Genomic DNA, 23,838 nt, shown 5'->3' with positions numbered 1-23,838 from the left:
GGTGGCTACGACGGGATTCGAACCTGTGACCCCATCATTATGAGTGATGTGCTCTAACCAACTGAGCTACGTAGCCATAATATTCTGTGAAAAGCGAAACGCTTATTTTCAAGAACGGAGCGCATTATGCGGATATGGCCTTACAGCGTCAATAGTTTTTTTGAATATATTGGCTGAAATTGGCTGTTCGTGTTTTTTTTAAACAAAGCGGGCTATTTCTAAATGAAAGCGTGTCTCAAATCACCCAGAGTTCTTGTTTTTAAGTGGGTAAAATAGAGCATATAAAAAAGGCCAATCAAAAATGATTGGCCTTAAATTACCACTTGTTTGGTTTAGACGTTAAAGCGGAAGTGCACTACATCGCCGTCTTTTACTATGTAGTCCTTACCTTCTAAGCGCCATTTACCGGCTTCTTTCGCACCAGATTCACCACGGTATTGGATAAAGTCATCATAGCCCACCACTTCTGCACGAATAAATCCACGTTCGAAGTCGGTATGAATCTTACCCGCAGCTTGAGGAGCAGTCGCGCCAACTGGGATGGTCCAAGCTCTCACTTCTTTTACACCAGCCGTAAAGTAAGTGTGAAGAGTTAGTAACTCGTAACCAGAGCGAATTACACGGTTAAGGCCTGGCTCTTCAATGCCTAGATCTGCCAGGAATTCGTCACGATCTTCATCGTCAAGCTCTGACATTTCAGCTTCAATTGCCGCACAAACCGGTACAACGACGTTGTTCTCTTTTTCTGCGTATTCACGAACAGCATCAAGATGAGGGTTATCATCGAAACCATCTTCATTCACATTGGCAATGTACATGGTTGGTTTTAGCGTTAAAAAGTTAAGATAGGCAACGGCTGCTTTCTCTTCTTTCGCTAACTCAACGGTACGAGCCGAACCGCCTTCAGTAAGTACTGGAAGCAATTTCTCTAGCACGGTGATTTCAAATTTTGCGTCTTTATCGCCACCTTTTGCGCGTTTCGCTTGGCGTTGAATAGCACGTTCACATGAGTCAAGATCGGCTAATGCAAGTTCAAGGTTAATCACTTCAATATCGTCTAATGGAGAGACTTTTCCTGATACATGGACGATGTTTTCATTCTCGAAACAACGCACAACATGACCAATCGCATCCGTTTCGCGGATGTTGGCAAGAAATTTATTCCCCAAACCTTCGCCTTTAGAGGCACCAGCAACGAGACCTGCAATATCAACAAATTCCATTGTAGTCGGAAGTATGCGCTGAGGATTAACAATTTCCGCTAATGCATCGAGACGTAAGTCAGGCACAGGAACGATCCCTGTATTTGGCTCGATAGTACAGAAGGGAAAGTTTGCCGCTTCGATACCGGCTTTAGTTAACGCATTGAAAAGTGTGGACTTGCCCACATTTGGCAATCCTACGATGCCGCATTTGAAACCCATGACAGTAAACCTTATTCCGCTTTGAACGTATGTAAACGATTTTGAGCTTTGGAAAGCCCATCTTTTAATAAAATATCTAAGCAACGTACTGCTTCGTCAACCACAGCATCAAGACACTCTTGTTCTTTGGTTGGTGCTTTACCAAGTACGTAGCCTGCGACTCTATCTTTATGTCCCGGATGGCCAATGCCAATTCTGAGACGATAAAAGTCTTTGTTATTTGCAAGCCGGCTAATCGTATCTTTGAGGCCGTTATGACCACCGTGACCGCCGCCTTTTTTAAACTTTGCCACACCAGGTGGAAGATCTAACTCATCGTGAGCGATCATGATTTCTTCTGGTTTGATCTTATAAAACGTTGCGAGAGTGCCAACGGACTTTCCCGACAGGTTCATAAAAGTGGTTGGAATTAATAAACGTAATTCTTCACCATTGATAATCAATCGTCCAGTTGCACCAAAAAATTTGGGTTCAAGTTTTAATGGGGTGTTGTGCACCCTAGCTAACTCTTCTACCACCCATGCACCCGCATTATGCCGCGTACGTGCGTATTCTTGGCCAGGGTTGGCTAATCCTACAAGCAGTTTGATTTTTTGACTCACCGTTCGGTCTCTAACAATTTAAAAAGCGCGGTATGATATCACAGAATGTAACGAGTAGGGGAGTGTCTGTTTTGGATATAGAAAGCAAAGAAAAAGGCGCATAAAGGTTTCCCTTATGCGCCTTCCAAATACCAAACTGGCAAATTAATTGAACATTGCCGAGATAGATTCTTCATTGCTAATACGACGAATCGCTTCAGCAAGCATCGTAGACAATGTTAGTTGGGTTACTTTACCTGTTGCTAGCATTTCTGCTGATACAGGAATGGAGTCAGTTACAATAACCTGATCCAAAACAGATTCACCGATATTTTTCGCCGCATTACCAGAGAAAACAGCGTGCGTTGCATAAGCGTAAACTCGCTTCGCACCGCGCTCTTTTAGGGCTTCAGCGGCCTTACATAATGTTCCACCGGTGTCGATCATATCGTCAACAATTACACAGTCTCGGCCTTTAACATCACCAATAAGGTTCATTACTTCTGATACATTAGCGCGTGGACGGCGCTTGTCTACAATTGCAATATCAACATCATCCAAGGCTTTTGCGGTTGCTCTAGCGCGAACAACACCACCTAAGTCAGGCGATACAACAACAGGATCTTCTAGACCACGTACTTTCATATCTTCAAGTAGAACAGGTGTACCGAAGATGTTATCAACGGGTACGTCAAAGAAACCTTGAATTTGCTCAGCGTGCAAATCAATGGTTAAAACGCGGTCTACACCAACGTTTGACAAAAAGTCAGCGACGACTTTTGCAGTAATGGGTACACGAGCAGAACGCACACGGCGATCCTGACGAGCATAGCCAAAGTAAGGGATAACAGCAGTAATACGACCTGCGGAAGCTCGGCGCATCGCATCAATCATTACAACGAGCTCAATTAAGTTGTCGTTGGTTGGGGCACAAGTAGATTGAATGATGAATACATCACTGCCACGTACATTTTCATTGATTTGCACTGCTATTTCTCCATCAGAGAAACGATTAACAGTAGCATCACCAAGTGAAATATACAGGCGTTCAGCAATACGTTTGGCTAGTTCAGGCGTTGCGTTACCAGCAAATAGCTTCATATCAGGCACGGTGGAAACCTCGGGGTTGCGTCCAGTTTTTAGTGTGGTTGTGTGGTGGCAATTCATTGCGTCACCAGAGTCTTTTTCAGCGGAGATGTATTTCGCCCTTGGGCTACAAATGCTGTGACTCCGTCAGGTAATTTGGCGAGAATGTTATTGGCTTTCTCTTGGCTATCGAATTCAGCAAAGATACAAGAGCCTGTTCCCGTCAATCTTGACGGGCCGTATTGTAGCAGCCAAGAAAGTTGCTTATCAACCTCTGGATACAGTAATTGTACTATTTTTTCGCAATCGTTTTCATAGGGAGTATTGAGAAGCTCTGCCAACTCACGCTTGGGCGTGTTTCTAGTTAATTGAGGGTGAGAAAAAATCTCGGCAGTCGAAATACTTACATTGGGTCGAATAACAAGATACCAGGGCTCCTCAGGGGTGATGAAGGAAAGCTTTTCACCGACACCTTCAGCAAAAGCGGCATTCCCATGAATGAAAATTGGAACATCGGCTCCAAGAGTTAAGCCTATTTTCGCCAATTCTTCATCATTTAAGTTCGTCTGCCATAAGTGGTTCAACGCCACCAATGTCGTTGCGGCATTCGACGACCCACCACCGATACCACCGCCCATCGGCAGCTTTTTTTCGATATTAATGTTTGCCCCTAGCGAGCATCCCGTTTTCTCTTTTAATGCCATTGCAGCGCGCCAAATCAAGTTGTCTTGCGTTGCAACGCCTTCTAACTCAGGGGTGATTGTAATTTCATCACGTTGAGTGGGGGTAATGAAAAGCTGGTCGCTGTAATCGAGGAATTGAAACAAGGTTTGTAATTCGTGATAACCGTCATCTCTTTGCGCCGTAATATAGAGGAATAGATTCAGTTTAGCGGGTGATGGCCATTGGGTTGTGGATGATTGCATTTATTCAATTGTCCATTTTGTAATTTGGAGATTAATTTTAATGTCGTCTTGGGTAAGCTTTAGCAAACTTGGCAACGGAAGTTTACTGTCGCCATCGGTAATATCAGAGTAACGTAGATAGTCCACCTGCCAGGTACGCTCAGCAACACTCGTGGTTTGACTGGCGAGCGTATTGGTTTCTAGTAATGTGTAGCTGTTTTCGATGTCTATCGTTACTGCGCCTTTTAACCATTGTGGCAGTTGTTCAAGGGGGACAACCAAACCAGTCAGTTGATAAAGTAGGCTAGCGCCATCTGCCGCCTGAAATTGATCGCCTAAATAGGTTTCAATGCTGGTCTCTTCAGGTGTCATTGTAAGTTTTAATAAGGTTTGGCCAAACAAAGAAGTCAGTCTAAGCTGGGTTCTTTCTTCTTCTTGTTGCCAAAAAAAGGTCATTGAGCGCCGTTCTTCGGGAGATATAAACCCTAATTTCCCTGTGGCCTTGTAATGTTTTAGATTGGTTAAACGTTGTTGGTGCTGCTGCCATTCAACATTGGTCGAATCGTCTGGAAGTTGAGCACAGCCAAACAGGAGAATTGTTGTAATAACAATAAGAACATAACGTTTTAGCGGTAACTTAACAGTACTAATAAACATCAATTTTAGTTCTCTTTTATCAATTTTAGGTATGAGAGAATGGGTGTAAAACGCGACTAACTATACCATCCAAATCACGAACTAAGGAAAACAAATCCTTTCAGTGCTTTCAATCACTAGGGGCATACAGTAAAATTCCCGCTTTAATTCTAACCTTGTTACCAGAGTATCCTCACACCATGTCTTTGCTTGTTATTGGAATCAACCATAATACTGCCCCACTCGAGCTTCGAGAAAAGGTAGCATTTGGGCCCGATAAGTTACGTAAAGCACTTTTGGAATTGTGTGCAAGAGAATCGGTGAATGGCAGTGTTATTGTATCGACTTGTAACCGCACCGAGCTTTATTGTACGGCAAAACGTTGTACCAAAAATCAGATTATTGATTGGTTGTCGGAGTTTCATCAGGTTGATGCGACCCTTTTGCGTCCGAGTATTTATGAATATGAAGAACAGGCCGCCATTCATCATTTGATGCGAGTTGCCTGTGGTTTAGATTCATTGGTATTAGGTGAGCCTCAAATCTTGGGACAAGTGAAACAAGCGTTTTCTGAATCGCGCGAGGTCAATGCTGTCGATTCTACCATGGATAAATTGTTTCAAAAGACGTTCTCTGTTGCTAAGAGAGTAAGAACTGAAACCGAAATCGGTGGTAGTGCAGTTTCTGTTGCTTATGCCGCTTGCACGCTTGCGAAGCATATTTTTGAGTCTTTGGAACAATCGACAGTGCTGTTGGTTGGTGCTGGAGAAACCATAGAGTTGGTGGCAAAACACTTAACTTCGAATGGGTGCACCGACATGATTGTGGCAAATAGGACGCGAGAGCGAGCGTTGGGTATGGCGCAAGAGTTTTCGGCGGAAGTGATCAGTTTACAAGAAATTCCAGAGCATTTAGCCAGAGCGGATATCGTAATTAGTTCTACGGCGAGCCCTTTGCCTATCATTGGAAAAGGCATGGTTGAAAGTGCGATCAAAGCTCGTCGTCATCAACCTATGTTATTTGTAGATATTGCCGTACCTAGAGATATTGAGGCTCAGGTGGGTGAATTACCTGATGTCTATTTATACACAGTCGATGATTTGCAGTCGATTATTGATAGCAACTTGGAGCAACGTAAGGTGGAAGCGGTTCAAGCCGAGGCGATCATTACTGAAGAAAGTACCGCTTTTATGAGTTGGATGCGATCTTTGCAAGCGGTAGACAGTATAAGAGAGTATCGCGAACAATCGAACGAATTGCGTGAGGAATTGTTGGCGAAGAGTCTACAAGCTCTGGCTTCAGGTGGTGATGCCGATAAAATTATGAATGAGCTCAGTAATAAGCTGATGAATAAGCTGATTCATGCCCCAACGAAAGCGATGCAAGTTGCTGCAGAACAAGGCGAACCTGCCAAATTAGCCGTTATTCGGCAAAGTTTAGGTCTAGAAGATCTATCTTAAATACATTTATTGAGTAAAAAGAAGAATCTATGAAAGCGTCGATTATTACAAAGCTTGAAACGCTGGTTGAGCGTTATGAAGAAGTGCAACACTTATTGGGTGATCCTGATGTTATTGGCGATCAAAATAAGTTCCGAGCTTTATCGAAAGAATATGCTCAGCTCGAAGAAGTCACTAAATGTTTTCAATCTTATCAGCAAGCTAACGAAGATTTAGAATCTGCTGAAGAGATGATGAAAGAAGATGACGCTGAAATGCGTGAGATGGCGCAAGAAGAAATCGTTGAAGCGAAGGAGACCATTGAGCGTCTTACTGATGAGCTTCAGATTCTATTACTACCGAAAGATCCCAATGATGACCGCAACTGTTTTCTTGAGATTAGAGCCGGTGCGGGTGGAGATGAAGCTGGAATCTTTGCGGGAGATTTGTTCCGCATGTATAGCCGATTTGCAGAGAAGAAAGGATGGCGCATAGAAGTCATGTCGAGCAACATTTCTGAGCAAGGTGGTTACAAAGAGATGATTGCAAAAGTCAGTGGCGATGGTGCTTATGGCGTACTGAAATTTGAGTCAGGTGGGCATCGTGTGCAACGTGTTCCTGAAACTGAGTCTCAGGGCCGTGTCCATACTTCGGCATGTACCGTTGCGATCATGGCTGAATTACCAGAAGCAGAAATTCCTGATATTAAAGCAAGTGATTTGAAAATTGACACATTTCGTTCATCAGGAGCAGGTGGGCAGCACGTAAACACCACGGATTCTGCCATTCGAATTACTCACCTTCCTACGGGCACAGTGGTCGAGTGTCAAGATGAACGTTCACAACATAAAAATAAAGCAAAAGCGATGTCGGTGCTTGCTGCTCGAATTGCTCAGGCTGAAATTGCTAAGCGCGCTGCTGAAGTGTCGGATGCGCGCCGTAATTTGTTGGGGTCGGGCGATCGCAGTGACCGTATTCGAACGTATAACTACCCACAAGGTCGAGTGTCTGACCACCGAATTAACTTAACCTTGTACCGCCTGTCCGAAGTGATGGAAGGCGATCTCCAGTCGTTAGTTGATCCGATTATTCAGGAGTTCCAAGCAGACCAACTTGCCGCTCTGTCGGAGCAAAATTAAGGTAATGTTGATAACGGATTCGATTGAGTCGCTAATTAGTCAAGCTGAAGAGCGCTTTACTAAAAGCGGCAGCAATTCTCCCCAGCTCGATGCTGAAGTCTTGCTTTGTCACGTTATCGATAAACCTCGTTCGTATCTTTTTACCTGGCCGGAACGATGCATCGAAGACGGTCAGCTCGAGGGCTACCGAGCTTTAGTTCATCGTCGTGAGCAGGGAGAGCCGATTGCATACATTGTGGGCAGCAGAGAGTTTTGGTCTTTGCCACTACAAGTGTCACCTTCAACACTCATTCCTCGGCCTGATACAGAACGCTTGGTCGAACTGGCGTTAGAAAAAGCAACGCAAACAGAAGGCTCGTTACTGGATTTAGGAACAGGCACTGGGGCCATCGCTTTAGCCCTCGCTTCTGAATTACCATTTCGTCAGGTCGTCGGTGTCGATTATCAACCAGAGGCGGTCGCACTAGCGAAAGCTAATGGTGAGCAGTTGAATATTAAAAATTGTAAATTCGTTCAAGGTGATTGGTTTGGCGGAATAGAATCTGGTATGAAGTTTGCTGTCATAGTTTCTAATCCACCCTATATTGATGCTGGAGATCCTCATCTATCGCAAGGCGATGTGAGATTTGAGCCAGCCTCGGCACTAGTTGCTGAACAGAATGGATTAGCGGACATTGTATTCATAGCGAAGCAATCGAGTCAGTTTTTGCTTGAGGGTGGCTGGCTGTTGTTTGAACATGGTTTTGAACAGGGCTGCGCAGTGCGAGATATTCTTTTAGAGTTAAATTTTGACAATGTTACGACCGAAACTGATTATTCAGGGTTAGATCGAGTGACATTGGGGCAGTATAAGGTTAATTGAAAGTATGTATTTAGTTGTTAAAAATTTTCATATGGTGAGTGTCACCATTAGTGTTTTGTTGTTATGTTTTCGTTTTGCTTTGATGTTATTTGACTCCCCCTTACTTCAACGTAAGTGGCTAAAGGTAGTTCCTCATATTATTGATACACTGTTGCTTGCATCGGGACTTTATTTAATTCACTTAACTCGTTTTATTCCGTTTACCGCTGCCGCGCCATGGCTTACTGAGAAGCTAGTGTGTGTGGTGGTGTACATTATTTTAGGTGCTTTTGCATTGAAATATGGACAAAATAAAACGGTACGTACGTTTGCCTTTATTGGGGCATTAGGTTGGATTGCGACAGCGGGTTACCTCGCGGTAGTAAAACTCCCTATTTTTATTCAATAACAGTGAGTGATGATAAATATGCTTGAGTTATTTGATGAAGATTTTGATGCCATGGAGTTGGTGGACGGTGCGCTGATTCTGAATCATGCGGTCGATCCAGAAACGGACGTTGAATGGAGTAAACGGGAACTTGACCGGCTATTGGCAGAAGCTGAGCACGAGTTAGCCCATGAAACTCACACTCAATCTAGAGTTGATGCTTTTCTGCGTTTGTTTTATCACCAATGGAAGTTTCATGGTGATCAAGATGCTTTTTTCCATTCAAGTAATGGTTTTATCGATAAAGTGTTAGAAGAAAAAAGAGGGATTCCTCTTTCTTTAGGCTCACTATTATTGTTCTTTGGACGTAATTTAGGGCTTCCATTTTCTCCGGTCATGTTTCCGACTCAGTTTTTGGTTCGAGTGGACTGCGCTGATCAACCGCCAATGTTTATCAACCCATTTTCTGGAGAATACGTCTCAAAACACACATTGCAAGCATGGTTAACGGGTCATAAGGGACCGTTAACTAAGCTGAAAAATGAAGATACGCAAATCGCTGATCATCCGACCATTATTGGTCGCTGGTTGGCATTGCTAAAAAGTTCTTTATTGCGAGAAGAACGCTTTTTATTGGCTTTGCGTTGCACTGATATTGCGCTTTCATTTGTTCCTTATGATCCACATGAAATTCGAGATCGTGGTTATATTTATCAGCAGTTAGAGTGTCACCATGTTGCTTTGACCGATTACCGTTATTTTGTTGAGAATTGCCCTGATGATCCAGGTGCAGAACTACTTAAAAACCAGATTAGCGTACTAAGCAATAGTCAGGTTACGCTACATTAATTAATTCGAGAAAGAGAGCTTAAGATGGAACAGAAAATAGTTTCGGTTGATGGAATTCCGGTAGCAAACGACAAGCCTTTTACGTTATTTGCCGGTATGAATGTATTGGAATCTCGTGATTTAGCCATGCGAATTTGTGAGTATTACGTTGAAGTGACAACTAAACTCGGCATTCCGTATGTTTTTAAGGCTTCGTTCGATAAAGCGAATCGAAGTTCTGTCCATTCTTATCGTGGTCCTGGTCTTGATGAAGGGATGCGTATTTTTGAAGAACTTAAGAAAGAATTTGGCGTAAAGATCATTACAGATGTTCATACCGAAGCCCAAGCTCAGCCAGTTTCTGAAGTGGTTGATGTGATTCAACTTCCTGCTTTTCTTGCGCGTCAGACTGATTTGGTTGAAGCAATGGCAAAAACCGGTGCGGTCATTAATGTTAAGAAACCTCAATTTATGAGCCCAGATCAAGTGGGAAATATTATTGAGAAGTTTGCGGAATGCGGTAATGAGAACATTATTTTATGTGAGCGTGGCACATGTCATGGCTACGATAACCTTGTTGTCGATATGCTTGGTTTTGGTGTAATGAAAAAATCATCTCAAGGTTCACCGATTATTTTTGATGTGACCCATTCTCTTCAGATGCGAGATCCTTCTGGAGCTGCATCAGGTGGACGTCGTGAGCAGACAGTTGAACTGGCTAAAGCAGGCTTGGCGACGGGGATCGCAGGGTTATTTATTGAAGCTCACCCAGACCCTGATAATGCGAAATGCGATGGGCCTTCAGCGTTACCACTCGACAAACTTGAACCGTTCTTGGTACAAATGAAATCGTTGGATGATTTAATTAAAAGCTTTAAGCCTATCGATATCCAATAATTGATTTGATATCAGATAATTAAATTTCTTATCGAATTTAAAAGCACAGACTGAGGTGACTCATCTGTGCTTTTTTCTGACTAGAATTTTCATAAAGTGCTTTTCACAGCAAATAGAGTTGCTTACACTGGTTTATTAAAGTAATTACTCTCATTTAATTATAGCGCTAAAATGTCGGCGTAAGGAAAAGGAAGTTGCATGAATAAGGTATTCAAAATAAGTGCGATCACGGCGTTACTCGCATCAGCAATTACAGGATGTACTAGTACTCCAGAACATATGTGGGAGCCTGATACTACCTATCAACTAACAGTTCTGCATACTAATGACCATCATGGCCGCTTTTGGCAGAACCGCCATGGCGAGTACGGTATGGCAGCTCGTAAGACATTGATCGATCAAGTTCGAGCAGAAGTTGAAGCGGCAGGTGGCAGTGTCTTGTTGTTTTCTGGTGGCGATATTAACACCGGTGTTCCTGAATCCGATCTTCAAGATGCCGAACCTGATTTTAAAGGTATGAGTCTGATTGGGTATGACGCAATGGCGTTAGGTAATCACGAATTTGATAACCCATTATCAGTATTAGAAAAACAACGTTCGTGGGCAAACTTCCCAATGTTATCTGCCAATATCTATGACAAGGCAACCGGCGAACGCTTGTTTAAGCCTTATGAGATATTCGACAAGCAAGGGGTTAAAATTGCCGTTATTGGGTTGACGACGGAAGACACGGCTAAAATTGGTAACCCTGAATTTATTAGTGGCTTAGAGTTTCGCGATCCTAAAGTAGCAGCTAAAGAAGTTATTGAAGAACTTGAAGCGAATGAAAAGCCAGATCTTATTTTTGCAGTAACCCATATGGGACACTACCAAAATGGTCAATTTGGTGTAAACGCTCCGGGTGATGTGACTCTTGCTCGCTCGTTGCCAAACGGTGCATTGGATATGATTGTTGGCGGTCACTCTCAAGATCCAGTGTGTATGGCAAGTGAGAACGTCGCTGATCCAAACTTTAAGGCGGGACAAACTTGTGTTCCTGATATGCAAAATGGAACCTACATCGTTCAAGCCCATGAATGGGGTAAGTATGTCGGCCGTGCCGATTATGAATTCCGCAATGGCGAGCTGTCTTTGGTCAATTACGACCTAATTCCGGTCAACTTGAAGAAGAAAATCAAAGTTGACGGTGAGTCTAAACGCGTTCTTATTCAAGACGAAATTGAGCAAGACTTAGAATTACTTGGATTCTTAACGCCGTATCAAGAAAAAGGGCAAGCTGAACTTGGGAATAAAGTTGCTGAAATAGATGGAAAACTGGAGGGCGATCGTAATGTTGTTCGCTTCTCTCAAACCAATTTAGGTCGCTTAATTGCTCGTGCTCAGCAGGAAAGATCGAAAGCCGATTTCGGTGTAATGAACTCTGGTGGAGTGCGTGATTCGATTGAAGAAGGGGATGTGACGTATAAAGATGTCCTTAAGGTTCAGCCGTTTGCTAACCAAATTACTTACGTTGATATGAGTGGACAAGAGGTTCTCGATTATCTTAATGTCGTTGCCATTAAACCTGTCGACACCGGAGCATATCCTCAATTTTATGGCATTGGTATGACGGTTACAGCTACTGGCGTTAGTGATGTTAAGGTTCAAGGCGAGCCGCTAGACTTGACTAAACAGTACCGCTTCTCGATTCCTAGCTTTAACGCAGCCGGAGGTGATGGTTATCCTAAGCTAACCTCGCACGCTGGTTATGTTAATACTGGGTTTGTCGACGCAGAAGTGCTGAAACAATACCTCGAGTCACACTCTCCAATTCAAGTTTCTGATTACGAGCCTCAAGGTGAGATGACTTACAACTGGTAAGGTAAATAGTTAGAGTAAGAGAGTTCAGAGTGGTGGCGAAAGTCCCACTCTGATTTTTTATAGGAGCACATCATGACCCCCGCAATTAATCTCGCGAAAAAGAAGAAAATAGCATTCAATGTTCTTCAATATAACCATGACCCCAAGCATTCAAGTTATGGTTTGGAGGCTGCTGAGGTGTTGGGGCTTGATCCAAAAAGGGTATTTAAAACCTTACTATTTGCACTAAATGGTGAGCCAAAGCGCTTGGCTGTGGCCATTATTCCCGTCGAGCAAAAACTCAACCTTAAACTTGCGGCAAAAGCTGCAGGTGGCAAAAAAGCGGAGATGGCTGACCCAATCATTGCTCAGAGCGTCACCGGCTATGTGCTTGGTGGTATTAGCCCGCTCGGACAGAAGAAGCGTTTGCCGACGTTCATTCATTCAACGGCCACTGAATTTGAGAGTATTTGTGTTAGTGCGGGTAAACGGGGTTTAGAAATTGAGCTTTCGGCAAATGACTTAGCGACCTTGGTTCAAGGATCTTTTGTCGATCTGTGCCTTTAGTAAGACCAAAAAAGGCCCTTAACGTTAAGGGCCATCATAAAAATAAATTATTTCTGGTTATTACTCTAATTACAGAGCGTTACTCTTCAATTTGAGCATTATCAACAACGTGGTTTTCACCGATATCATCAGGTAGCACAAGATTTAGAACAATCGCAACGATACCGCATAAACTCACACCTTGTAGGTTGAAGTCACCGACTCCAAACGCCATCCCACCGATACCAAACACCAATGTCACAGCAACAATTACTAAGTTACGAGATTTGTGCAGGTCGACATTATTTTTGATCAGTGAGTTGAGACCGACTGCGGCAATAGAACCGAATAGCAAAATCATAATCCCACCCATTACTGGTGTTGGTACGGTTTGCAATATTGCGCCTAGTTTACCCACTAACGCTAGGACGATGGCACAGATAGCAGCCCAAGTCATAATGACAGGGTTAAAGGCTTTAGTTAGCATTACGGCACCCGTTACTTCACTGTATGTCGTATTCGGTGGCGCACCGAGAAAAGCGGCAGCCATTGTTGCAACACCGTCGCCAGCAATAGTGCGGTGTAAGCCAGGCTTTTTCAGGTAATTTTTACCGGTTACATTCGAAATCGACAGAATATCTCCGACGTGTTCGACAGCAGGTGCAATAGCGACTGGAATCATAAACAGAATGGCATTGATGTTAAATTCTGGGAAAGTAAAGTTTGGGATTGCAAACCAAGCTGCTTGCGTAACAGGCTCAAAATTAACCACACCGAAAACTAAACTTAAAAGGTAACCCGCGACAATACCGCCGCAAATAGGAAGTAACCTCAACATGCCTTTGGCAAATATACTAATAAATATTGTGGTTAAGAGAGAAACAACAGAAATCCACAAAGCGATGTCGCCTTCAACGAGTTGAACCGACCCATCACTCGTTTTACCTAATGCCATATTTACTGCAACGGGTGCTAACCCTAAACCGATGACCATGATGATTGGCCCCACAACAACTGGAGGCAATAGTTTGTGGATAAACCCTTCACCTTTTAATTTAATCATGCCACCAAGAACAACATATATAAGGCCAGCGGCAACTAAGCCTCCCATTGTGGCGGCAACACCCCAAGTTTGTGTTCCGTACATAATGGGAGCGATAAAAGCGAATGAGGATGCTAAAAAAATGGGAACCGTGCGACGCGTTATAAATTGAAATAAGAGAGTACCTAAACCGGCGCCGAATAGAGCGACATTAGGATCAAGACCTGTCAGTAATGGAACGAGAACTAAGGAACCAAATGCAACAAATAGCATCTGGAATCCCATGAGAGTGTTTTTCATTATTTTCCCCAAGTAAGCAAATTTCACGAATAGTATCATTACTTTTATGGGCTTCTATTATTCTGTCTCAAATATTTTACGAATTGAATGAGGGAAATGACATACATGATATGGCGAAGGAGCGAAGTTGTTCTATTTGTTTGCGGTTTCTAGTCTATTTCGGCCATTATGTTTAGCTTTATATAATGCTTGATCTGAAGATGAGTACAGTAGATCGACGGTTGAATTCTTGTTGGTGAGTTTAGAAAGACCAATACTAATGGTGAGCTTAATTTCGATGCCATCGAAAATAAAAGTATGCTGGCTGATGGCTAATCGGAGCTCATTTAGAGCATTGATAGCGTCTTCCATTGAAATATTTGTCATTAAGATTGAAAACTCTTCGCCGCCCATACGCCCTACTAAATTAGGAGCCTTAAAATAATCAGAGCATTTCTCAGCAACGTTTTTCAGTATTCTATCCCCAATTGGATGGCCGTATTTATCGTTGATGCTTTTAAAGTGGTCTAGATCTATTAGAGCCATAAACAACTGAGTATTATTTTGTTTTGCTCGAACGATTTCACCTTGAGTAGAAGATAAGAAATAGCGCCGGTTATACAAACCGGTTAAGCCATCTTCATTGGCTAACTGGTTGAGTTTATTCTCCAGATCCACTCGACGAGCAATTTCTTGCTCAAGATAAGCTCGTTCGTTGATAAGCTCCATATTTTGTCGATTAAATTTCTCCGTGTATCGAGCTCGATAGTATTCAAGCCAACAAGTGATCAATAGTATGGTGAGATAACTTGCGGCAAATCTTATTTCAAAATTCACAGAAGCAGCGGAATCAATATCCTTATCTAATAGCACACCAATGAGAATAGAGGCTAGCAGTAGCAGACTCCAACGAACTCCAACTCGATTTCCAAATAGAAAAATACTTATTAAAGGGTATGTGTAGCACCATAAAATTTGCCCTTGGCTCAAATCACTCCAAACAGTGATGAGAAAGAGCATCAATAAATATAAGAAATTATTAAAGTGATAAATGTAGGTTAGATTCAGTTTTCTTATGATGCCGATGATGCTGACAATCATACAAAATGCAAAAATACCAGACACTGTGGCAATATGCATATTATTTATTAATACGTTTTTGATGATGAAACCAACAGTAATAGGCGTCGATAATACAATCAGCCATATATAGTGGTTTAGGCGAAGCTTGTCGTTCGTACTGGCACAATTACACCGTGCAACAAGACGATCAACCACTTTTTGACCTTGGGTTAAAAGTGACAGCATTAAATAACAACCCTAATCTAAACGTATTGGTATATGGCTGAAACAATAGCCATATAAGTAATACCATTAACTATAGTAGAATTATATGGTTAGCGTAATAACTCAAAAATTAAATTTGAACTAGAGTCCGCTATTTTAATGAATGATGTCTGTTATTACGTCGAGTCGTCTAGGGTTTGTTAGTGAACAAAGCCTTCTCATTTTTCTCGACCTGAGACAGTTTGGTGAGTTTTAATCCCAATTCTCTTCCTCGATGTCGTGCATAATAGATATTCGCGACAAAACTTAATGACGTTAGAAGTAATTCTACAAATGCCAGTAGACGTTCGCCTTCGTCGAGGTAAATCATACTTAAGGCGTGGAGAAAATAGAGCATTAATACAAAATTTGCCCATGCGTGTGTATAAGGCTTACCTTTAATTATTCCGATTAAAGGAAATAGTAAAGGAATCAACCATGCGATTGCGATACCCCATGGCGATATTTGTTGATGTGGGGCTAACCATAAGTGCCATAAAATGACCCATAGTGTTAATCCTAAATAGGATGTTAACGCGAGTATCCGCCATGCTTTGGTTTTATCTGACATCGGTATCACTATGTACTTCCCTGTAATTTTAGGGTTATGTTGGCCAAACGTTTCCCTAGTTGTTGAGCTAAGTTTCGCTCATGTTGATCTAAACTTTCGTTACCATTGTCTAAACTACTTGCCCCATAAGGTGTACCACCGGTTTGGGTTAAATGAAGACTTGGTTCACTGTACGGAATGCCGAGTATGATCATACCATGGTGTAGAAGTGGCAATTGCATACTAAGCAAGCAACTCTCTTGCCCACCATGTAAGGAAGAGGACGATGTAAACACAGCGGCAGGTTTATCAATGAGATCGCCACTAAGCCAAAGAGATGATGTGCTATCCCAAAAGTGCTTCATCGGTGCAGCCATATTACCAAACCAAACAGGGCTACCCATTGCCAACCCAGAACAGTTTTTTAGCTCATCGAGTGTGGCCGGTGGATCAAACTCATCCTTTCCATTTGAGTCAATATCCGCAACGGTTCTAAGTGCCGCGCGACACCCCTCAACAGACTCGATTCCTCGAGCAATGTGACGAGCCAGTTGGCGCGTGGAACCGTGGCGGCTAAAGTAGACCACTAATATGGTGTGACTCATAAAATCTCTAGAACACTTTCAGGCGGTCGGCCAATACGAGCTTGTCCCTGACTGACAACGATAGGTCGCTCAATTAACCTTGGATGTGACACCATTGCGTTGAATAGATCGGCATCACTAATTGTGGAATCTTTTAAATTAAGTTCCTGATATTCTTTTTCTTTGGTTCTCATCATATCTCGAACTTGAGTTAATCCAAGTTGTTGATAAATAGTCTGAAGTTGCTCAACCGTTAACGGAGTATCAAGATAAGTGATGATTTCCGGTGCAATGTCTCGGGCTTGCAATAACGTTAAGGTTTCACGGCTCTTTGAACATCTTGGGTTATGATAAATAGTCACGGACATAGATATTGCCTCTTATCGTATTGTTCATTATTAGTGGTTAATTCTTCAACGTAGAATAGTGTTCACGTTGGATTAATAGTTGGTCTATTCGAGCATCGTAACGTGCTTGAGTTAGACTACCTAGTTCGGTCAACTGACTCGCCTTAGTATAATACTGTATCGCTTTATTCCAATCAGCTTTTAGTGCAAAAAGTTCAGCGCGAGAGGCCAACTCTTCTTTTTCATTTCCTAAATGGTTATTGGCTTCAGCCAAAAGTTGCCATCCGATTGTGCTATTAGGGTCATCGTGGGTGTAGCGTTGTAATAGTTTAGCGGCTTCTTTGTAGTTTTTCTTTTGCATCAACACGTTAGCTAAATTTACTGTCAAGACGTTATTTTTTGGTGATTGAAGTAGGGCTCGATTAAGCATTTGAATGGCTTGGTCGTATTTTTCTTCAGCAATGTATACATCGCTGATGGCATCAAGGTAAAAATGATTGCTTGGGTCGTTACTAAGCAGTTTTTTTAATATTGCTTCTGCTTGTTCGGTTTTTTTTGTATTGAGATAGACCAAGGCTTCACCGTAGGCCGATGCGGTTGATAACTGTGCTTGATTCTTTTTTTTCTGCCTAGCGAGCCAATCTAAGGCGTTCGTTGTGTTTAACCCTGAATATCGCACGACTACACGGGCTCGAGCCAACTGAAACTGCAGGGATAGTGGTGGATTTGTTTGCGGATAATTCGCCGATCTTGATCGGCTATCGGTGATGCGAGAGTCCGGCAAAGGGTGTGTCAGCAACATTGCCGGTAACGTACTTGAGTAGCGGTATTCATCGGATAACCGTCCAAAGAAGGTTGGCATTGCTTGAGGTGCAAATCCGGCTTTTGCAAGTGTGTCTATCCCAAAGCGATCCGCTTCTTTTTCATTTGCTCTGGTATAGTTGATAGCACTTTGCATTGAGCCTGCTGTAGTGGCAGTAAGCGCGGCAACACCGACCTGTGGAGCGGCAATAGCGAGTAACAAAGACCCTGCAAGAGCAGCCATAGTTGTTGCAGAACGGTTAGCTTGGCTTTCCATACTCCGAGCAAGGTGACGTTGAGTGACGTGTGCGATTTCGTGAGCCATCACCGAGGCGAGTTCACTCTCTGAACGCGTATAGCGAAACAGTCCAGTATGCAGTGCAACGTAACCGCCAAAGAAAGCATAAGCGTTAAGCTCGTTGTTTCGAACCAAGATAAATGTGAATGGCGTTTTGACATCGTCTGCATTCGCCACCAACTTATGGCCAAGTGTTGATATATATTCAGATAGAACCGGATCTTCTATTAGTGGTTGATTGCCACGTAGAACTCTCATATAGGCATCACCGTATAAGCGTTCTTGATTGATCGTCAGTGTCGAACTGGCGACGGTTCCAATATCAGGTAAGTCTATATCATTTGATGCATGGAGCGGTTGAAGTAAACTCGCTGCAACTAACATTGAACAGACCGAATGTTTCAGCTTCATCATTGACCTTAAAAGATGGTTTGAGACTAACGCTAGTCAGACAGAGGGAATCATTAATGGTTTCATTTTCTTACGTTTGGTTTACGATAATCGATTGTTACAAAGTGATAAATGAAATTCTGTTTAATCATAGCTGCAATATCGATAATGTGTGGCGTGCAGATTAAAACGATATACAATACTCAAATATTCAACTCAAAGAGACTGCATGAAGCCGGTAACCCTTGATTTACGAGAACAACGTTGCCCATTATCTCTTTTGCTCGTAAAAAGGGAGTTGAAGATGATACCAGAGGGAAAGAGTTTACGTATTTTGATTTGTGATGAAGCGTCATTTCGTGATATTCAAAGGTATCTTCAACGTGACTATGATTCTACACGTAGTAGAGTGGTAAGTGATGGCTTTCAAATTGACGTAACAAAGGAAGTGAATTAAATGTTCGAAATGCTAGTTCGGTGGTACAAACGGCGCTTTTCTGATCCCCATGCTGTGAGTTTATTTGCCATCCTGTTTGTTGGTTTCTTTACTATTTATTTCTTCGGTAGCTTGATAGCACCTCTCTTGGTTGCAATTGTCTTAGCTTACCTGCTTGAACGTCCTGTCGCGAAGATGGTGTCTTTTCAGGTTCCGAGAACGTTAGCTGTATTAATCGTGATGTTAATCTTTACTGGCGTTATGTTAATTGCCATATTCGGCCTCGTGCCTACGATTTGGCAGCAGGTTGGAAACTTGATTAACGATATACCGAGTATGTATAGCGAGTTACAAGCTAAAATCGTTGTTCTTCCTGAAAAGTACCCTGAACTTGCGAATCTTCAGATTGTTGAATCAATCATGACAAACGCGAAAAACCAGCTGATCTCTATGGGAGAAAGTGTGGTTAAAGGATCTCTTGCTTCCCTTGTTAGTATTGCGACTCTATCCATTTACTTAATACTGGTTCCACTGCTGATGTTCTTCCTTTTGAAGGACAAACGGCAGATGATGAAGTCAGTCAGTAACGTTATGCCAAAAAATCGAAAGCTTGCTGATAAAGTCTTAGTTGAAATGAATCAGCAGATTTCCAATTATATTAACGGAAAAGTGTTGGAAATATTGATTGTAGGTGGCGTTAGCTACATTACGTTTGCCATTCTTGATTTGCGATATTCAGTACTTTTAGCAGTTGCGGTTGGATTTTCAGTGCTGATTCCATACATTGGCGCGGCAGTAGTTACGGTTCCTGTTGCTATCGTCGGGTTATTTCAGTGGGGCATTACGCCAGACTTTTATTGGCTCTTAATTGCATACGGAATTATTCAAGCCCTTGATGGTAACGTATTAGTGCCCGTGCTGTTTTCCGAAGCGGTTAATCTTCATCCCGTTGCTATTATTGTCGCGGTATTGGTCTTTGGCGGCATGTGGGGATTTTTAGGTGTGTTCTTTGCTATTCCATTAGCGACATTAGTCAAAGCCGTCTGGACTGTTATTCCAAGTAATGACGACGAGCCTGAAACGGCCTAAAATCCTACTGATTAATTTATAAACTACGAAATTTAAGTCTATATTGTATATATAGGCTTAAAGTTATTGGCAATATTGCCGATATCTTAAAAGGTCATTTTATTGTGTGAATTTTTCCACATTTGGTGTTTTAAGAGGTCGTATGAAATTTAGTCACAAAATCGTTGCCGCGTCTTCCGTTCTATTGTTTACCACAGTTGCGCTATTGTCATTCCAGCAACAATATACCGTTAAAAATGAAATTGAGTCGATGGTTAATAGTAACGTCGAAGAAATGGTTGTTGGTATATCAAGGACCATGACAGCCAGCATCGACAGTAAAAAATCCCTTGCTCAATCTGTTGCGGATACATTAGCTCTAGCACCGAATGATCGAGAATATGTAAGTAACATATTAGAAACCCCTCAAATTAAGAGCAGTTTCCTTGGAGCCGGGTTGGGTTATCAATCTGATGGTCGAGTGGTTGAAAACTTTGATAACTGGACTCCTGGAGATGATTACGACCCTCGTCAGCGCCCTTGGTATATTGATGCTAAGCAGAAAGGTAGCATAATGCTGACTCAGCCTTATATGGATGCTGCCTCAAATCAGATGATTACGTCCATTGGTGTACCAGTGAGTGATAAAGGTTCTTTTACTGGTGTAATGTTCTTCGATATGGACCTTTCAAGTTTATCTGAACTCGTTAACTCAACCACGATGTTTGATTCGAGTTACTTGTTTATTGTTACTAAAAATGGCATCACAATTGCTCACCCTGACCAAGAAAAAAATGGGCAAGAGTTGTCGAGCTATTTACCACAATTGCAAATAAAAGAAGGCATGCAGACGGTCGAAGTTGATGGGGAGACCTATCTTGTAGATATCACTTTGGCCTCGAGTGAAGGTTGGTATGTTGCTGCGGTTGTGAATGAATCAGTAGCGTTCAGTACGTTGGACGCGTTGAAAACCAGTTCTATCATCTACACTTTAGTTGGCTTTGTATTAAGTGTGATTGCGCTAATGTTTTTGCTGAATGTTCTAATGAAACCTTTAGGCGCATTAAATCGGGCAATCAAAGATGTGGCATCGGGTGAGGGCGATTTAACCAAACGTTTAGACACCAATACAGATCAAGAGTTTTCGGAGTTGGCTCAGGCATTCAATGAATTTACTCAATCACTACAAGGACGAATTCGTCAATCAAAAGAAATTAGTGGAGAGCTGCATATCGGAGCCGATACCATTTTAGATAGCTCAGAAACATCGGCTAAAGCGGTGGACTCTCAAATGTATGAGCTAGAGCAGTTGGCGACAGCAATGAATGAAATGTCGGTCACGGCTTCGGAAGTTGCGGGGCATGCTCAACAAGCTGCTGATGCTGCTAAATTAGCGGATGATGCGACGATTGAAGGCGAGAAAATGGTAGAGACAACGACCAACTCAATCTCGACTTTATCAGAGCGAATCGAACAAGCAGTACAACAGGTTAAAGGTTTGGAAAGTGCAACGACAGACATAGAAACTGTGCTAAAGGTGATTAATGATATTGCCGATCAAACCAACTTATTAGCACTGAATGCTGCGATAGAAGCGGCGCGAGCAGGTGAGTCTGGACGAGGCTTTGCCGTGGTAGCAGACGAAGTACGGACGTTAGCTTCCCGAACTCAGGAATCTACGACGGAAATTAAAACGATGATCGAACAGCTACAACAGGGATCGTCAGCGGTATCGTTAGCTATGTTGGATAGTCAAACCACAGTTTCAGAAGCGGTCGAACACTCTGCTGAGGCCGATCGAGCTCTTGTGAGCATTCGTGAGTCAATTAGTCAAATCAGCGATATGAATATTCAAATTGCGTCAGCAGCAGAAGAACAAAATGCTGTGGCCGAAGAAATTAACGCAAACACAGTGAAGATAAAGGATATTGGTACTCAAGTGAGTGTTCAGGCCAATGATGTTGCTCAAGCTATTCAATCTCAGGTAAATCAAGTTCGCGAGCAAGAAAAATTACTCAACACCTTTGTTGTGTGATGATTGTCCGCCTTTGATATATCATCCTAAGTGTGGGGTGATGCCTAAACTAAAAAACGCCAGTCTTGGCGTTTTTTATTATTTCTTTTCCATGAATCGTGGTAGTGGAACGCGTAACAGGGATTATTGATTTAAATAATCCAACACCACTTGATGATGGTCTTTGGTTTTAAACTTGTTAAATACATGTTCAATCATGCCATTTTCATCAATTAAAAAGCTGATTCTATGTAAACCATCGTAGACTTTTCCCATAAATTTCTTCTCGCCCCAAACGCCAAAGGCTTCGGCAACTTGGTGATCTTCATCTGAAAGTAGTGTGAAATTAAGGTTGTCGCGTTCAATAAATTTACCCAAACGCTTTACAGGATCAATGCTGACACCAAGGACAACGACATTTTTATCGTCTAGTTGCTGTTTAATATCTCTCATTCCTTGAGCTTGCACCGTACATCCCGGTGTCATGGCCTTAGGGTAAAAGTAAAACACGACCTTTTTTCCTTGAAAGTCAGATAAACTGACGGTATTGCCATCTTGATCTAATAGGGAAAAATTTGGGCAAGCAGCCCCAGCGGTTAAGGTGTTCATTTTGGCTTCCTTTTTAATAACTCAATTGAGCTAGTTGCTCTTCTTTATTTCTGATTAATCTTATCACAGCTTGAGCCGAGAGTTTCAGATGGGATAAGGGAATATTTATGTTTAAAAAGCACAAACAATCAAATGAGTGCAGTATGGCTTGGTTTAATATATCGGAAACGACAACAGGGAAGAGATATGAAGTACTTAAGCAAAATTCAGAAAGGCGTTGATTACATTGAGGATAACTTAGACAAGCCTCTCGACCTAAAGTCTGTTTCAGCGCATGCCAATATGAGTCACTGGCATTTTCAACGTATTTTTAAAGGCTTGACGAATGAAACATTAAAATCGTATGTGCGCTCAAGGCGCATTGCAAACTCGATGGACAGTTTATATAACAAAAACTTGTCGATCTTGGATGTGGCCATCGCATCTGGTTTTGAGTCTCATGAGGCTTATACCCGAGCATTTAAAAAATTATTTGGCTATTCACCGAGTGAATATCGTGAACGTTCGAGCCAATCATTGATTATGAAGAAGGCACGCTTTGATAACGAATATCTTAAAAACCTAAACCAAAATTTAACCTTAGAACCTAGAATTTACACGTCTCAGTTGAAGCAACTTGTTGGCACTAAGATTGAAGTTATTGGAATCGAGTCTGAAAAAACGAATATAGCCGAGAAACTTCCGAGTCTATGGCAGAGTTTTATTCCGAGACTAGCTGAGATCGAGAATCAAATTGAAGGAACTTGCTACGGAATTATTAGCGTAGAAGAAAACAAAGAGGGAGAGCAGAAATTGTTCTATACCTCTTGTGTTGAAGTATCAGAAATCGCATCTTTGCCAGAGGGGATGATTAGTCTTACGTTACCTGAGCAAAGATATGCTGAGTTTAAGCACAAAGGTCAGGTCAACACCAAGCATTTTAACCAAACCATAAGCTACATCTATTCTAGTTGGCTTTTGCGTTCAAACATGAAACACACATATGGACCAGATGTAGAAACTTACGGTCCAGAATTCCAATATCAGTCAGATAATTCAATCGTCTATTATGCATTACCGATAGACGCTATTTCGGCTTAGGAAAGCTTGTTTCATTATTTTATTAGTCCATGACTAAATTCGTCCATATTTCAGGGGTTTTGCTATGCCTTATGTTGAACTTGTTGCCATATTAGCAGTTTGCCAATTTTTATTTTTTGGTGCGATGACAGGCCGTGCCCGAAAAAAGACGGGCTTATTAGCCCCTGCGATTATCGGTGCGCCTGAGTTTGAACGGATGTATCGCGTACAAATGAATACATTAGAGTTATTGGTGGCATTTCTTCCTGCTTTATTTATCGCAGGAAAGCATCAAGATCCCATTTGGATGGCGGTTCTCGGAAGTTTTTACATCGTGGGGCGATTTATTTATTGGCAGGCTTATGTTAAAGCTCCAGCATCACGAGGAATCGGATTTATGTTGAGTCTAGTACCAACGTTATTACTCTGTGTTTTTGCGCTGTGTGGTGTATTAAGAGCACTTTAACTTTACGTCTTTAAGGATAA

General features: G+C 42.2%; 25 protein-coding genes and 1 tRNA gene. 13 read left to right on the top strand and 13 right to left on the bottom strand.

The features are described from left to right. Positions 1–2: 2 nt before the first annotated feature. The 6 genes from ACXJY6_RS06015 to lolB all read right to left on the bottom strand — a co-directional run bounded on the left by ACXJY6_RS06015 (position 3) and on the right by lolB (position 4,653). Positions 3–76 (bottom strand) — tRNA-Met (locus ACXJY6_RS06015). Between the two features lie 256 nt (positions 77–332). Continuing rightward, positions 333–1,424, bottom strand: a complete 1,092-nt coding sequence (gene ychF / locus ACXJY6_RS06010; RefSeq protein ID WP_456050797.1) for a redox-regulated ATPase YchF — start codon at positions 1,422–1,424, stop codon at positions 333–335. 11 nt (positions 1,425–1,435) lie between these two features. After that, positions 1,436–2,026: an aminoacyl-tRNA hydrolase gene (pth, locus tag ACXJY6_RS06005; protein ID WP_456050798.1), complete on the bottom strand. Its 591-nt coding sequence runs from the start codon at positions 2,024–2,026 to the stop codon at positions 1,436–1,438. Between the two features lie 144 nt (positions 2,027–2,170). Then, complete coding sequence (locus ACXJY6_RS06000; protein WP_456051057.1) at positions 2,171–3,115, bottom strand: ribose-phosphate pyrophosphokinase; 945 nt, start codon at positions 3,113–3,115, stop codon at positions 2,171–2,173. A gap of 53 nt (positions 3,116–3,168) precedes the next feature. Continuing rightward, the gene (ispE, locus tag ACXJY6_RS05995) at positions 3,169–4,017 is read right to left on the bottom strand and encodes a 4-(cytidine 5'-diphospho)-2-C-methyl-D-erythritol kinase (RefSeq protein WP_458767694.1); all 849 of its coding nucleotides are present in this window, start codon (positions 4,015–4,017) and stop codon (positions 3,169–3,171) included. Then, positions 4,018–4,653, bottom strand: a complete 636-nt coding sequence (lolB, locus tag ACXJY6_RS05990; RefSeq protein WP_458767693.1) for a lipoprotein insertase outer membrane protein LolB — start codon at positions 4,651–4,653, stop codon at positions 4,018–4,020. A gap of 179 nt (positions 4,654–4,832) precedes the next feature. On the opposite strand from lolB, the gene hemA reads away from it, so the two are divergent. The 8 genes from hemA (at position 4,833) to ybaK (ending at position 12,570) form a co-directional block, all read left to right on the top strand. Then, positions 4,833–6,092 (top strand): glutamyl-tRNA reductase, encoded by a 1,260-nt coding sequence (hemA, locus tag ACXJY6_RS05985; RefSeq protein ID WP_456050801.1) that lies wholly within the window; start codon positions 4,833–4,835, stop codon positions 6,090–6,092. Between the two features lie 29 nt (positions 6,093–6,121). Beyond that, entirely contained in the window at positions 6,122–7,210 is a 1,089-nt protein-coding gene (prfA, locus tag ACXJY6_RS05980) for a peptide chain release factor 1 (RefSeq protein WP_456050802.1), read from the top strand. A 10-nt stretch (positions 7,211–7,220) separates the two neighbouring features. After that, the gene (gene prmC / locus ACXJY6_RS05975) at positions 7,221–8,072 is read left to right on the top strand and encodes a peptide chain release factor N(5)-glutamine methyltransferase (RefSeq protein WP_458767710.1); all 852 of its coding nucleotides are present in this window, start codon (positions 7,221–7,223) and stop codon (positions 8,070–8,072) included. A gap of 4 nt (positions 8,073–8,076) precedes the next feature. Beyond that, a complete protein-coding gene (locus ACXJY6_RS05970; RefSeq protein ID WP_456050803.1) occupies positions 8,077–8,460 on the top strand; it encodes a SirB2 family protein in 384 nt (127 codons plus the stop codon). A gap of 18 nt (positions 8,461–8,478) precedes the next feature. Beyond that, entirely contained in the window at positions 8,479–9,288 is an 810-nt protein-coding gene (locus ACXJY6_RS05965) for a SirB1 family protein (RefSeq protein ID WP_458767692.1), read from the top strand. A 24-nt stretch (positions 9,289–9,312) separates the two neighbouring features. After that, the gene (gene kdsA, locus ACXJY6_RS05960) at positions 9,313–10,164 is read left to right on the top strand and encodes a 3-deoxy-8-phosphooctulonate synthase (protein WP_458767691.1); all 852 of its coding nucleotides are present in this window, start codon (positions 9,313–9,315) and stop codon (positions 10,162–10,164) included. A gap of 198 nt (positions 10,165–10,362) precedes the next feature. Next, positions 10,363–12,024, top strand: coding sequence for a bifunctional UDP-sugar hydrolase/5'-nucleotidase UshA (gene ushA, locus ACXJY6_RS05955; protein WP_458767690.1), 1,662 nt, complete (start codon positions 10,363–10,365; stop codon positions 12,022–12,024). A gap of 72 nt (positions 12,025–12,096) precedes the next feature. Then, the gene (ybaK, locus tag ACXJY6_RS05950) at positions 12,097–12,570 is read left to right on the top strand and encodes a Cys-tRNA(Pro) deacylase (protein WP_456050807.1); all 474 of its coding nucleotides are present in this window, start codon (positions 12,097–12,099) and stop codon (positions 12,568–12,570) included. Between the two features lie 79 nt (positions 12,571–12,649). Here ybaK and ACXJY6_RS05945 read toward each other — a convergent pair whose 3' ends face one another. The 6 genes from ACXJY6_RS05945 to bepA all read right to left on the bottom strand — a co-directional run bounded on the left by ACXJY6_RS05945 (position 12,650) and on the right by bepA (position 18,190). Beyond that, a complete protein-coding gene (locus ACXJY6_RS05945; RefSeq protein ID WP_456050808.1) occupies positions 12,650–13,891 on the bottom strand; it encodes a uracil-xanthine permease family protein in 1,242 nt (413 codons plus the stop codon). A 132-nt stretch (positions 13,892–14,023) separates the two neighbouring features. Beyond that, positions 14,024–15,178: a GGDEF domain-containing protein gene (locus ACXJY6_RS05940; RefSeq protein WP_458767689.1), complete on the bottom strand. Its 1,155-nt coding sequence runs from the start codon at positions 15,176–15,178 to the stop codon at positions 14,024–14,026. Positions 15,179–15,347: 169 nt separating this feature from the next. After that, positions 15,348–15,767: a DUF2069 domain-containing protein gene (locus ACXJY6_RS05935; protein ID WP_456050810.1), complete on the bottom strand. Its 420-nt coding sequence runs from the start codon at positions 15,765–15,767 to the stop codon at positions 15,348–15,350. 8 nt (positions 15,768–15,775) lie between these two features. Next, a complete protein-coding gene (wrbA, locus tag ACXJY6_RS05930) occupies positions 15,776–16,351 on the bottom strand; it encodes an NAD(P)H:quinone oxidoreductase (protein ID WP_456050811.1) in 576 nt (191 codons plus the stop codon). After that, positions 16,348–16,698, bottom strand: coding sequence for an arsenate reductase (glutaredoxin) (gene arsC, locus ACXJY6_RS05925; RefSeq protein WP_456050812.1), 351 nt, complete (start codon positions 16,696–16,698; stop codon positions 16,348–16,350). The genes wrbA and arsC overlap by 4 nt, the downstream gene beginning before the upstream one ends. A 37-nt stretch (positions 16,699–16,735) precedes the next feature. Then, entirely contained in the window at positions 16,736–18,190 is a 1,455-nt protein-coding gene (gene bepA, locus ACXJY6_RS05920; protein WP_458767688.1) for a beta-barrel assembly-enhancing protease, read from the bottom strand. Between the two features lie 205 nt (positions 18,191–18,395). Here bepA and ACXJY6_RS05915 point away from each other — a divergent pair, with 205 nt between their 5' ends. The 3 genes from ACXJY6_RS05915 (at position 18,396) to ACXJY6_RS05905 (ending at position 21,705) form a co-directional block, all read left to right on the top strand. Continuing rightward, positions 18,396–18,623, top strand: a complete 228-nt coding sequence (locus tag ACXJY6_RS05915; protein ID WP_458767687.1) for a sulfurtransferase TusA family protein — start codon at positions 18,396–18,398, stop codon at positions 18,621–18,623. After that, positions 18,624–19,691, top strand: a complete 1,068-nt coding sequence (locus ACXJY6_RS05910; protein WP_456050815.1) for an AI-2E family transporter — start codon at positions 18,624–18,626, stop codon at positions 19,689–19,691. Between the two features lie 142 nt (positions 19,692–19,833). After that, a complete protein-coding gene (locus ACXJY6_RS05905; RefSeq protein ID WP_458767686.1) occupies positions 19,834–21,705 on the top strand; it encodes a methyl-accepting chemotaxis protein in 1,872 nt (623 codons plus the stop codon). A 123-nt stretch (positions 21,706–21,828) separates the two neighbouring features. On the opposite strand, the gene bcp is transcribed toward ACXJY6_RS05905, so the two are convergent. Next, positions 21,829–22,293 (bottom strand): thioredoxin-dependent thiol peroxidase, encoded by a 465-nt coding sequence (bcp, locus tag ACXJY6_RS05900; RefSeq protein ID WP_458767685.1) that lies wholly within the window; start codon positions 22,291–22,293, stop codon positions 21,829–21,831. A 186-nt stretch (positions 22,294–22,479) separates the two neighbouring features. Between bcp and ACXJY6_RS05895 the strand changes: the two genes are divergently transcribed. Then, positions 22,480–23,373, top strand: a complete 894-nt coding sequence (locus ACXJY6_RS05895) for an AraC family transcriptional regulator (protein ID WP_458767684.1) — start codon at positions 22,480–22,482, stop codon at positions 23,371–23,373. A gap of 64 nt (positions 23,374–23,437) precedes the next feature. Further along, positions 23,438–23,818 (top strand): MAPEG family protein, encoded by a 381-nt coding sequence (locus tag ACXJY6_RS05890; protein ID WP_456050819.1) that lies wholly within the window; start codon positions 23,438–23,440, stop codon positions 23,816–23,818. Positions 23,819–23,838 lie beyond the last annotated feature (20 nt).

The sequence above is a fragment of the Vibrio phycocola genome (assembly GCF_054404255.1).
The sequence above is the reverse complement of the archived record's forward strand: the minus strand, read 5'-3'. Positions and strand labels throughout refer to the sequence as shown.